The following is a 13,528-nucleotide window of genomic DNA, read 5'->3' as shown; positions in this document are numbered from 1 at the left end:
TGCTCCAGCTTCGCCGCGAAAGGCTGGGCGCGGCGCGAGTTCGGTCAGCGCCTCGAACATCCGCAGCCAGAGCCCTCCATCGGTTGAAGCGATTGTAGACCGTCGTGTAGGGCCCGAACGCCGGCGGACAATCGCGCCAACGCGCGCCGCTCTTCAGCATGTGCACGATCCCCGAGATCACTCGACGGTCGTCCACCCGATGCGCACCCTTGCGCCCCCGCGGCAGCAGAGGCTCGATCCGAGCCCACTCCTCGTCGCTAAGCCACTGAACCTGCTTCGCCATCTCCAAGGCTCCCTTCCGGAATCCTTGAATCAGCAACACGACTGCGCCGCTAGACCTTATTGAGTACGGACCCTAGGGCATATTCCGATCGGATTGAATCAAGCTTTTGACTCTGGAGCGATTTCTGATCGATCAAATGACTTCATGCGATCGGAAAGCGCTCTGGCCGGTTTTCCTTCCAGACAAGATGCGCCTCATTTGCGCGAAACGCTCAGCTCTCTTGGCTGTTCGGGCAGCGGTTTGGCGTCCGCCATTTCCAGGATAGGTCGCAGAAACGCAGCCATTTGCGCTGGCCCTTCACCCTGGAAAATGCCTTCGTGCCAGCCCGAAATCCGCTGAACGTAAATCCTGCCTTTGACGAGATTTCTCCAGCCGAACTCCGGGTGACCCTCAATAGAATCGAGCTGGTCGCTCTGGAACACGACGACATCGCCCGAGAAGGGAGCGGGCGCGACATAGTTCTCATGGGCGATGTCCAGGGCGCGCAGGAACAACCATGTCTCGCGATCGTCCTGGCCTTGCTGCTTCGAATCTATCAGGCCCAGCCACGCGGCAAGATCAAGAATACGGCTCTGTCGCACGACAACGAACTGGGACAGGATTTCGACGATCGAGGCCTCGCCCCGGCGCACCTGATCGACGCGATGAAGGTTCGTGCGGACGATGCCCCGAATGCGGGCGACAAAGCGCTGGCGAGCGGTCAGTTCAATCTCGCAATCCGGCATCACTGTATCCGCCGTAATGACAAGCGGCACAAATTCCCCTGCGTTCTGCAATTGCCGCGCAACTTCAAAGGCGACCACGCCCGCGCTGCACAGACCCGCAAGAATATAAGGACCGCGCGGGCGCAGGGCGCGAATGATCCGGACATAGTCGGCGGCGATTTCGGTCATGGCCCCGGTTGGCAATTGGAGCGGCCCGGTGGGATCGAACAGTTTGATCCCGAGAAAAGGCCTGTCCTTTCCGATTTTTCGCGAAAGATTATAGTACATCAACGTATTGTGAATCGAGATGATCGGCGTTTTATCGCCTCCAGGCTGAATCACCACGACACTGGATACGTCTTCGGCAGGATTGGCTTCAGGATTCGCCTCTGCTACCGACGCTTCACGCTCGGGGACAAATTTGATCACCTCGGCCGATTCTTTCGCCGACTGCAGACGCGCAATCAAGGCGCTGAAATCCCTGAGGGTCGGCGCTTCGAACAGGCTGTTGATCCGCAACTTGACGCCAAAATCGCTCGCCACGCGGGCGACGAGTCGCATGGCCAGAAGCGAGTGGCCTCCAAGTTCAAAAAAATTGTCATGCGCGGCGACGTGACCGACTTTCAGGACATCCGCCCAGACCGCGGCCAGCCTGGCCTCCGCCGCAGAGAGCGGCGGGCTGGCTAAAGCGGCGTCCTCGCTCGCCCGCGCTTTGCAATGAGCGATCAGCCGCCGCAAATTTCGGATGAAATCGTCGGCGAGCGATTCGATGGTCGCCGCGTCGTAGCGGGAGACGCTGTAGGTCCAATCGAGCTGGAGACGACCATCGACGACCCAGCCATAAATATCGATGAGCCGCGGGCGAATCCCCTTGGGGCTGATATCGGGCCCGAACGTCTCGCTCGCCAAACCGAACATGGGGGTGTCGGCGAGCCCATCGTCCCATTCGCCGAGGTAGTTGAATGCGATTTCCGGTTCAGGCAAACGAGCCAGGGCGTCGACGCCGCCGAGGTAGCGCAATACGCCATATCCGACTCCCCGGTGCGGGATGGCCCTGAGCCGCTCTTTCGTCCCCATGATCGCCTGGCCGTCGTCGCCAGACCGATCCGCCTTCAACACCACCGGGAACAGGCTGGTGAACCAGCCGATTGTGCGGGACAGGTCCGCTCCGGAAATCAGATCCTCGCGGCCATGCCCCTCAAGGCCGATGAGGACGCTGTCGGCGCCCGTCCAGTTCGCGACGGCTTGCGAAAGCGCCGTCAGCAGCAGGTCGTTGATCTGGGTGCGATAGGCGCGAGGCGTCTCCCGCAGCAATTCCCGCGTTTCCTCGGCGCTCAAGCTCACTTTCAAGAGCCGGCTCGAGGCCTCGGTATTGTCCAGCGCCAGTCTGTCGACCGGCAGCGGAACGACGCCGTCCCATGGCAAACCAAGCCAGTATTCCGCCTCGCCCTGCGCCTCGGCGGAGCCAGCATAGACTTTGAGTTGCTGCGCCCAGCTCTTGAAGGAGGTCGTTTTGCCCGGCAATTCAATCCGCTTGCCGTCCTCCAACTGCTGGTACGCCGCGCGCAAATCCTCCAGCAGGAGGCCCCAGGAAACCATATCGACGGCAAGATGGTGGATGATCAAAAGCAGCCGCTGGCCCCGCGCTTCGCCAAGGTCGAAAAGCGCGGCCCGAAACAAAGGTCCGGATTGAAGGTCGAGGCTCGCCTGGAGTTGGGCGGCCTTCGCCTCCAAAGCGATGTCCTGCTCGGCCAGCCCAAGTCGCGAGAGATCGATGCTCTCGAACGGGGTTTTTCCGCCCGTCCCGGCGTTGAACTGGCGCCAGCCGCCGGAGGCCTGCTCGAAGCGCAGGCGCAAGGCGTCGTGATGGGCAAGGCAGGCGGCGATCGCCCTCTCGAGCAGATCCGGCGAGATTTTCTTGCGGCACTTCAGCAGGAAACTCTGATTGAAATAATGCGGTTCCTCCGGTCGCGACTCCAGGAACCAGTGCTGAATCGGCGTCAGCGGCACTTCACCTTCGACAACGCCCTGCGTGGCCGACATGCCGACGGGTTCGCCGGGGAGCGACGCCAGTTGGGCGATCGTCGGATGGTCGTAGATCTGACCCATCGTCAGTCTGAGGCCAGCCTGGGAAGCGAGGGCCGCGGCCTTGATCGCCTGGACGGCGTCGCCGCCGAGATCGAAGAAATTATCGTTGACGCCGACGCGTTCGATCTTGAGGGCCTCGGCCCAGACCGCCGCAAGCGTCAGTTCATCGGGCGTTCGCGGCGCGACGATATCCAGACGATCCGTGTGTCCACAGTCCGGCGAAGGCAATTTGCGCCGGTCGACTTTCCCGTTCGCCGTCAGCGGAAACGCGTCCAGCGTCACGATCGACGACGGAACCATGTGGTCCGGCACTTTCGAGCGGAGAAAAGCAATCGTCTGCCTGCCGAATGCTTCGGCGTCATGGGACGCGAGAGCTTCGACCGGCTTGACATAGGCGTCGATACGCTTTTCGCCATTCTTCTCGGAAATAGCCACGACCGCGTCCGCGATCCGGGGATCGGCGCGCAACACGTTCTCGATCTCCTCGAGTTCGACCCGCTTGCCGTTGATTTTGACCTGGGCGTCTCTCCGGCCAAGGAACTCGATCATCCCATCAGCGCGGCGCCGCGCGAGATCGCCGGTCAGATAGAGTCTGTCCTGCGCGTTGAACGGATTGGAAACGAACTTTTCCGCCGTAAGCTCGGGTCGGTTCAGGTACCCGGTGGCGAGACCGAGGCCTCCGGCGCAGAGCTGACCGGCGACCCCGACCGGGACGGGCTCCAGATCCGGCCCCAGAATATAGACTTCGGTCTGCGCGATGGGAGTTCCGATCGGAACCGGGCCGCCCGTCCAGACCTTGCGGGGGATTCGATAGCAACAGGTGAAGGTGGTGTTTTCAGTCGGCCCATAGCCGTTCACCACATCTGTCGCCGGAAGGCCGGCGAGCGCCTTCTCGACGTGAGAGGGCGAAAGGACGTCGCCGCCCGTCACGATCGTGCGCAATTGCGCCAGCCCGTCGAGGCGCTGCTCGATCAGGAGATTGAACAACCCGGCGGTAAACCATGCCGTCGTCACGCCATCGCGTTTGATGGTCTCGACGAGATCGTCCAGCGAAGGACGCGGATCGCCAACGACGGCGATCCGTCCGCCGTTGAGCAACGCGCCCCAGATCTCGAACGTGCTCGCGTCGAAGGCGAGAGGCGCGGCGTGAAGGAAAACCTCGTTTGCGCCAAAATGGACATAGGTCTGGCCGGAGACCAGCCGCGCGATCGCGCGGTGCGGAATCATCACGCCCTTCGGATGTCCGGTCGAACCCGACGTATACATCACATAGGCGAGATCCGCCCCGTCCCGGCTTATGGCGGGAGACGTTGCGCTTTCGGCCGCGGCCGCCTGGAGAAACGACCGGATTTCAGCGAACGCCCCGTCGAACCCGCTGGCTGAAACCAGATTTTCCTGGATGAGCGTCAGTTTCGGGCCGCAGTCCTTCAGCATGAAGGTGAGGAGGTCCTGCGGATAGGCCGGATCGAGCGGGACGTAAACCGCGCCAGCCTTCAGAATGCCGAGGATCGCCACGATCGTGTCGATCGAACGTTGCGCAAGAAGACCGACGAAATCTCCCGGAGCGACGCCCAGGGCGGCGAGACGCCGCGCGGCCTGGTTGGAGCGCGCATCGAGGTCGGCGTAAGTCGATTGCGCTCCGTCGCAGACAATGGCGACCGCTTCGGGCGCGGTCCGCGCCTGAGCCGTGAACAGTTCATGGACCGGACGCGCGTCCAGCGCGAGTGCGGCGATCTGACCGGCCCCTTGCGTCAGTTGCGCCCGCTCTTGCGCCGACAGCAGCGACAGCGCGTTCACCGGCCGCGAGCCTTCGTGAGCGGCGATATCCGTCGAAATGGCGTCGATCAGGGTCCGGTAATGGCCGATCCAGCGATCGATCGTCGCCGCGTCGAACAGATCGGTGTTGTAATCGCAATCGATGCGAAGGCCGCCGTCCTGTTCCGTGGTGTTGAAGAACAGATCGAAATTGGTGAATCGCTTGGGATTCGAGGCCGCCTCGATCTCCAGTTCCGGCAGATGAATCCGGTCGCCGATGCGCTCGAGATTGAACGAGGCCTCGACCAGCGACCGCCCGCCCCAGGCGCGGGGCGAGGGCAGTTTGCGCATCAAGGTGCCGAGCGTGAAGCTCTGGTTCTCGAAGGCCGCCAGAACGATCCGGCGCGTCTCCGCGAGATGCTGCGCGACGGTCGTTGTTTCCTCCCAGCGGCCGACCAGCGGGAGGAAATTCACGCAATGACCGACAAGACTCTCGCTTTCGACGAGGTTTTGTCCCGCGGCCGGAATGCCGACGACAATTTCGTCCTGTCCGGAAAGCCGTCCAAGCAAGGTTTCGAAGGCTGCGAGCAGGGCGACGAACAGAGTGCAGCCCTGCCGCGCGGCGGCCTTGCGCAGGCGCTGCGTCAGTGCGGCCTCGATGGTCCTTGTGATCGTCCCGCCATTGTAGGTCTTCAAGGCGCCCCGCGGCCGGTCCGTCGGCAGGTCGAGCGGCTTCGGCAGCGGCGAGAATTGCGGCAGCCAGAACGCGTCGACCGCATCGCCCTCGCCCTCGAGGCGCGCCTTTTCGTCCTCGGCGTAGCGCGCGAACGACATCGGCTCAGGCAAATCCGCCGGCGCGCCGGTGCGGGCCGCCTCGTAAAGCTTGCTCAGTTCATCGATCATGACGTTGATCGACCAGCCGTCTCCCACGATATGGTGGACCGTCAGGATCAGCGCGTGATCGTTCGCCGCCCGCCGGACGAGGCAGGCACGGACGAGGGGTCCGTTCACAAGATCGAACGGAGTGACCGCATCCGCCGCGAGAAGATCGCGCCAGGCCGCCTCCGCCGCGTCGGGCGCGAGGCCGTCAAGATCACGCCCGGCGATCGTCACGTTCAGCAAAGGCGCGATCCGCATCCGTTCGCCGGAAGGCTCGAACGCGCCGCGCAGCGCCTCATGCCGCGCGATCACCTGATCGAGGGCGGTCTGCAAGGCCTTTTGATCCAGCGTCCCGCGCAGGCGCAACGTGACCGATTCGTTGAAGGCGCACGAGGCGTCATCGGAGAGTTGAGCGGCGAGCCAGATTTCCGATTGCGCTTCGGTCAGGGGAGCGTCCAGCGGCCGCCCCGGCGGGCGGGGAAAAAATTCCGCGTCCTGCATCGCGATGACGCTGCTTTCGAAGGCCTCGGCGATTTTCGTGAGGTCGTCGTCGCTATGCGCGGTCGTGAGGAAGCACGGATAACCGTCCTGGACGTAAACGCCGCGCTCCAGCATGTGCGGTACGAACAAGGCCGCGTAAGGACTGACGGCCGCGAAATTGTAGAGGAAAAGGCTGCCGTAGGTTTCGATGCGGACGTCGAGGCCGCGCTGCGCGAGGAAGCGGTTCAGCCGCTCGACAAGGGCGGCCGTCCGCGCGCTCAGGCGCTCCTGCAAGGCGGGACCTTCGCGCTTGACGTGATTGAGCACGGCCCAGACGGCGGCGAGCACAAGCGGGTGCCGCACGAAAGTGCCCGCGAAGAACGTGACGCCTACCTCGGGATAGGAATCGTCGCCATATTGCCACTGGCCGCCGTCGAGCGCGTCCATGAACGCGGCCTTGCCGGCGAGGATGCCGACCGGAAGGCCTCCGCCGACGACCTTGCCATAGGTCGCAAGATCGGCGCGGATGCCAAAAACCGCCTGCATGCCGCCGGGATGATTGCGGAAGCCGGTGACCACTTCGTCGAAAATAAGCGCGGCGCCCGCGGCTTCGGTGATCGCGCGGATCTCCTTGAGGAAGGCGACCGGCCGCAATTCCGGATGCCGGCTCTGCACCGGCTCGACCATGACTCCCGCCAGTTCCGTGGCGTGGGCGCGGATCCATTCCAGCGATTCGGGCGCTCCATACGGAAGCACCACCATGTTCTCGACGGATTCCTTCGGGATGCCGGCGGAGGCCGCCATCGAGCGCGCCGTTCCGTTGCGCAGGACGCCCTTGACCAGAACTTCGTCGAATTGCCCGTGGTAGTCGCCGGTGAACATCACGATGGGCGAGCGGCCGGTCACTGTCCGGGCGATGCGCATCGCGGCCATGACGGCCTCCGACCCCGTGTTGCAGAACGTGACGCGCTCGTTGCCGGTCAATTCGCTGAACAGCTCCGCGACCCGGCCGGCGAGTTCCGCCTGCGGACCTATGGGGAAGCCCTTTTGCAACTGTTCGGCGACCGCATCGACGACAAAGGACGGCGCGTGGCCGAACGCCGTCTGTCCGTATCCGTTGACGAGATCGAAATATTCGTTGCCGTCGATGTCCCAGATCCGCGATCCCGCCGCGCGGTTGCTGATGATCGGATAAACGAGATCCTTCCATTCCGGACGAAACGCCGAGGCGACTCTCGGATCCGCCAGCACGGGCCGATTCTGCGCCGTCTGGCGCTTGGATTCCTTGGTGCGCGCATTGAAGCGCTCGGTCAGCGCGGCGAGATTGCGCTGCTGCGCCTCGGTCATCTGGGCCGCGGGCGCATTACGCGCGGCCGCGAGCATTTCGAAACGTGACTTCGGTTCGTTCTGATGAGCGGGCACGGATTGCGCTTCGCTCAGGACTGGCGCGTCAGCCTGAACGGGCGCCGGAAGCCGGACGGGCGGCGCCGAAACGGGCGCCGCCGGCAGCTTCTGCGCCGGAGCCGCGGCTTGACCGGAGCCGGAGCCGCGCAGCGTCTCGAGCTGCAGCGCCATGAGACGGCTCATGGCGTCGAGCTGCTCGCGGATGATCTGCTCGACCAATGTTTCGGGCGCGCCCGGCCCTGTTTGCGTTGCGGCGCGGACGACGGAGGATTGTCCGGTCCCCGGAACGGCGGAGGCCGGCGCGGCCGCCGGGGCGCGCGAAGACGCCGCTGTCTCCAATGGAATCGGCTCGGGAGGCAGTTGCGAATCGAGAAATTTGACCAAAGCCGGGATGGTCGAGAATTCGCCGAGCAGTTGACGAAACGTCAGCTTGATCTTGAATTCGCGCTGGAGCTGTTGCGTGACCTGGCTGAGGAACAGGGAATCGAAACCCATGTCCAGAAAGGTGGTCTCCGGACCCACGCCCTCGACCGGATCGCCGGACAGATTTTCAAGCAGCTCCAGGATGCGCTGATGCAGTCCGGCGTTGCGGTCGATCGTCGCCATTGACGTCTTGGTTTCTTCCGGACGGCTCAACTCCGCCAGCATCGAGGAAGCGCTTTCTGTAGCAACGAAACCCGGCATCTCAAAATTCAGGGCTGGAGCGCACGACTGTGAAGGATCGTCTAGCGGCTGAGTTTCTATCGAAGTGACCCTTTCAAGCTTCGCCGGCGGGGGCGCGTCGATCCAATACCTTGAACGCTCGAACGGATAAGTCGGCAACGAGACCCGCAGCCTTCGTGCGTCGGCGTGGAGGCCTCGCCAGTCGATCGCCACGCCCGAACACCAAAGCTGCGCGACCGAGCGAGCGATCACGTTGTGGTCTGTCTCGGGCCGCGTCGCGTCGGGCAATGACCCCAGCACCGCGCCGGCCGCATTTCCGGCCCCGCCCTGTCTGGCCAGCGTCGAAAGCGTCACGCCCGGTCCGGTCTCGACAAGCACGATCCCCCGGCCCGTCGCCGCGCCGTCGCGCAGCAGGGTCGTCAGTCCATCGCCAAAGCGGACGGGCGCGCGGCAATGCTCGGCCCAATACTCCGGCGAGGTCGCCTCGGCGGCAGTCAGCCATTTGCCGGTCGTGGAGGAAATCAGGCGCAGCCTTGGCGGCGACAGGCGGACCTTCGAAACTTTCTCCAAAAGGGCCGCCGCCGCCGGCTCCATCATCGGCGTATGGAAAGCGTGCGACGTATGCAGGCGGCGGGACGGAATGTCGCTCGCCGTCAAGAGCGCGTCGAGCTCGGCCACCGCCTCGTCCGGGCCCGCCGCCACGCAGAGCTTCGGACCATTGACGGCGGCGAGCGCCAGCGGCGCGCTCAGCATCGGGAGGAGCTCCGCTTCCGGCAAGCGCACCGCGAGCATGGATCCGCGCGGCATCTCCTGCATCAAGCGGCCGCGTTCCGCGATCAGCGCGAGCGCATCCTCGTGCGAAAACACGCCAGCCAGGCAGGCCGCGACAAATTCGCCGACGCTGTGGCCGATCATCATGTCGGGGTGGACGCTCCAGCTGATCCAGAGCTTGGCGAGAGCGTAGCCTACCGCGAACAAGGCCGGCTGCGCGAATTCCGTCGCCTGCAGCTCTTCCGCGCTCAAACGCTCATTCGCTTCGCCATAAAGAAGCGCGCAAAGGTCGCGGCCAAGCAAGGGCTGCAGGATGTCGGCGCTGCGGCGCATGCTGGCGCGAAAGACCGGCTCATCGCGGAACAGGTCGGCGCCCATCCCCGGATATTGGGCGCCCTGCCCCGGAAACATGAAGGCGACCGAGGGCGGGACCGTCGCCGTTGATCCAGCCACAAGCCCCCCGCCGGTCACAAGACCCTCGCCGGTCTCGAGAGCGCGGGCGGCGGAGGCGGCGTCCCCGCAGGCGATGGCGCAGCGGTGAGAGAAGCCGCGCCTCCCGACCTGAAGCGTATAGGCGACGTCCGCGAGGGGAAGATCCGGATTGGCCCGGAAATGGTCCGCAAGCGAGTTTCGGGCGGCGCTCAGCGCAGCCTCGCTGCGGGCCGACGCCACGATCACCTGCACGGGCCGAATCAAAGGCTCGGAAATCGCTAGGGGCGCCTCTTCGAGAACGACGTGCGCGTTGGTTCCGCCCACCCCGAACGCGCTGACGCCGGCGCGCCGCGGCTGTTCGCCCCTCGGCCACGCCCGCAATTCCGCGTTGACGTAGAACGGACCGCCTTCGAACTGAATGTACGGATTGGGAGTCTCGAAGAACAAGGTCGCAGGAAGCTTTTCGTTCTCCAGCGCCAACGCCGTCTTGATGAGGCCGGTCACCCCGGCGGCTGCGTCGAGATGGCCGACATTGGGCTTGACCGAGCCGAGGGCGCAGAAGCCGACGTCTTCGGTGCTGGCGCGAAACGCGCGGGTCAGCCCGGCGACCTCGATCGGATCGCCGAGCGGGGTGGCGGTCCCATGGCATTCGACATAGCTGATGGTGCGGGCGTCGACATCAGCAGCGGCGAGCGCGGAAGCGATCACGTCCGCCTGCCCGCTGGCGCTTGGCGCGGTGAACCCGGCCCGGCCGCCGCCGTCGTTGTTTAAGGCGGAGCCCCGGATCACGGCGTAGATATGATCGCCGTCTGCGAGGGCGTCCTCCACGCGCTTGAGGAGCACCAGGCCCGCGCCCGCGCCAAAGACTGTTCCGTCCGCCTTGGCGTCGAACGTCCGGCAGCGCCCGCTGGCCGACGCCAGGGCGCCTTCCTGCGCGAGATAGCCGCGCCGCTGAGGCAATGTTATCGAAACGCCGCCGGCGAGCGCCATGTCGCATTGATAGAGAAGCAGGCTTTGGCACGCCTCAGCCACCGCGACAAGGGAAGTCGAGCAGGCGGACTGGATCGTGACGCTCGGCCCGCGGAGGTCGAGCTTGTAGGAAATCCTGGTCGAAAGAAAATCAGACACCGCGCCAAGGACTTCCGGAAAACTGCCGACCTGAAAATTGCTGGTGAACAGTTCGACCGCCTCACGGTCCTGACAGACGTTCCTCAAAAAGTAGGTGTTCAGCGCAGACCCCGCGAAAACTCCGATGGCGCCCTCATAGCGCGCCGGATCATAGCCGGCGTCCTCAAGCGCATGCCAGGCGCATTCGAGGAAAACACGGTGCTGCGGATCAGTCAGTTCGGCTTCCCGCGCGCGGATTCCGAAAAACCCGGCGTCGAAGAGATCGACGCCGTCGAGAACCGCCCGCGCGCGAACGAAATTGGGATCGTTGCGGATGGTCGGGTCGAACGCGTCCTCAAGCTCGGCGTCGGAAAAACGCGTGATGGATTCGACCCCGGCGCAGAGGTTGCGCCAGAACGCCGCCACATTGGGCGCGCCGGGAAAGCGGCCCGCCATTCCTATGATTGCAATGCCGGTCGGAACGTAGGACTGGCCGGAGGCGTCCTGTTTCATTCGCCCGTCCTGTTCCGGGTCCGCGCGATTTTTCGTAAGGCCTCATTTTGCTGAAGTTTGCGGGCGTTCATGGCGGCGATGGGCAATTTTGCGCTGTCCTTTTGAGCAAGCCGCGCGGCCAACGCCCGAATATTAGTATATTCGAATAAGGTCGTGACCGGAAGATCCTGCTGGAAGCGGGCCCGGATTTCTTCATGCAGCGCCATAAGATCCAGCGATGTCCCGCCAAGATCGAAAAAGTTTGCGTCGAGCCCGACATGCGGGAGCTTGAGCAGGCGGCGGCAGATTTCGGCCAGCGTCGATTCCACGTCGCCGCTCTGCTCCCGATCTTTTGGCGCCGGATCCACGCCGGCGCCGGCGTCAGGGGCGGCGTCAAGCGACGACGGGAAATCGGGGAGCGCGTTCCTGTCCACCTTGCCGCTCGGGGTCAGCGGCAGCGCATCCAGAACGAAGATATGCGCCGGCGTCATGTAGGACGGCGCGATCTGCAACATTTGCTGGCGCAACAAAGCCGCATCGAGCCGGGCGCCGTCGCGTCCGGCGGCATAGGCGACGATCTGGCGCTGCGCTTCGCCGCGATCGCGAACCTGCGCAACGGCGTCGGCGACGTAAGGAAGACGCCGCATCGCCGCCTCAACCTCCTCGAGTTCGACGCGTTTTCCGCTGATCTTGACCTGCCTGTCGGCGCGCCCGACGAATTCGACGATCCCGTCGGCGCGACGCCGGACCAGATCCCCGGTCCGGTACATCCGCGCGTTCGCATCGGCGCCGAATATGTCCGGCGCGAACTTCTCCGTCGTCAATTCCGGCTGATTGAGATAACCAAGGGCCACGCCCTCGCCGGCCGCGAAAAGCTCGCCGATTTCGTCTTGGGGAACCGGGCGGCGCTCCTCGTCCAGCACATAAATCTGCGTGTGCGCGATGGGACGTCCGATCGGCGCTGGAGCATCGGGCGGCGCGTTGCGCGGCAATGTATAACAGCAGGTGATCGTCGAGTTTTCGGTCGGACCATAGGCGTTGATCAGACGGCAGCCGGGAATGGCGTCCATCATCTGGCGCGCATGGCGCGGCGACAGGACGTCGCCGCCGGTGATGAGCTGGCGGAGCGGCCGCAAAGCGTCGAGATGATGATCGACGACGGCATGGAAAAGACTTGTCGTCAGGAGCGCCGTCGTGACCCCGTGCCGCGCAATGACGTCGGCGATCTCGCTGAAACTTGGCCGCACCGAGGGGAGAATGGCGAGCGCCGCGCCGTTCAGCAACCCCGAAAAAATCTCGAACGTGGAGGCGTCGAACGCCAGGGTCGCCATGTGCAGGACGACATCCTCGGGCGACAAATCGATGTAGGTGTTCCGGGCGAGGCGCACAACGCCGCGATGAGGAATCAACACGCCTTTGGGCCTTCCGGTCGTCCCGGACGTGTACATGACGCAAGCGACGTCGTCGCGGCCGCCGGCGTCAAGCCGCCTCCCGTATTCGGACTCAAGCGGGGGAACTTCGGCGTCGATCAGGATCGTCTGGCACGTCCACGGTTTTGGCTCGGCAAGCGACTCGAACATGCGCGAGGCGGAGACCACCGCCGAGGGATTGGCATCGCCTGCTATGAACGACAGGTGCTCATGCGGATAGGCCGGATCCAGGGGCACGAAGGCCGCCCCGGCTTTCAAAATCCCCAGCATGGCCATTATGGCTTCGGGAGAACGGTGAATGAACAGGCCGACAAGACCGCCCGCGCCGATTCCTTTGTTCCGCAAAACCCTGGCGAAGCCGTCGGACCAGCTTTCAAGTTCGGCATACGTAATGACCCGCTGCTCACAGACGATTGCGGGACGAGCGGGATATGCGCGAGCGACCTGCCCGAAAATGTCCTGAATCGAATGATCGATGCGACCTCCCGCCGTGTGTTCGCCCACGTCGGGTCGTGCAGTCCGCATTTGGTATTCCGTCATCAAAAACTCCGCCCGATGCCAAATTAAAGACTGGAGCCATCGCCCTCCTTTGGACGAACCCATTCCTCCTCATTTTAAGCCGATGCGAAACGGATGTTTACTTTCGGCTATTATAAGCCATTCCCCCAACCTAATCGCTGCCTTATTTTAGCCGAATATACAAGCCCCATGCGGACTACCTGATCGAATCGGCGGCCTAAAAAGCTGTCCGGCAGAGGGGATCTCCGGAAAAAGGAAAAAATCAAAGCTGCTGACAATTTTGTGATAGATCAATCTCCTTAGAAGAAATGAACATCAACATAACAAACCAAGTAAAACCCGCGAAAAAGCGGCTTTAGACTAACTAGTGACTTGACTTTTTCATTTTCGTCCTTTTTCAACAAGCGATCAAGAAAAACTTTCCGCAAGCATCTCCCGGTCTTTTTCCCACGGGCCAAGAAGGTCATGCTTGATAATTGCTCTTCGTGAGTTTCGGTTTGCGATCCCGAGCGAAGGGCGCC

2 protein-coding genes and 1 pseudogene are annotated in these 13,528 nt (G+C 63.5%); all 3 read right to left on the bottom strand.

Features of this window, described 5'->3' with window-relative positions; translation table 11 throughout:
- Window positions 1-70: 70 nt before the first annotated feature.
- A pseudogene (locus BM177_RS20335) lies at window positions 71-283 on the bottom strand (transposase); the annotation flags it as partial.
- Between the two features lie 194 nt (window positions 284-477).
- Complete coding sequence (locus BM177_RS05450) at window positions 478-11,079, bottom strand: hybrid non-ribosomal peptide synthetase/type I polyketide synthase (RefSeq protein ID WP_091679403.1); 10,602 nt, start codon at window positions 11,077-11,079, stop codon at window positions 478-480.
- The gene (locus BM177_RS05445; RefSeq protein WP_175492507.1) at window positions 11,076-13,028 is read right to left on the bottom strand and encodes a non-ribosomal peptide synthetase; all 1,953 of its coding nucleotides are present in this window, start codon (window positions 13,026-13,028) and stop codon (window positions 11,076-11,078) included. The genes BM177_RS05450 and BM177_RS05445 overlap by 4 nt, the downstream gene beginning before the upstream one ends.
- Window positions 13,029-13,528 lie beyond the last annotated feature (500 nt).

Origin of the sequence: Methylocapsa palsarum, assembly GCF_900114285.1 — a bacterium.
Classification (GTDB): Bacteria; Pseudomonadota; Alphaproteobacteria; order Rhizobiales; family Beijerinckiaceae; genus Methylocapsa; species Methylocapsa palsarum.
Note: the sequence above shows the minus strand (reverse complement) of the source record. Positions and strands in the feature narration are given on the sequence as shown.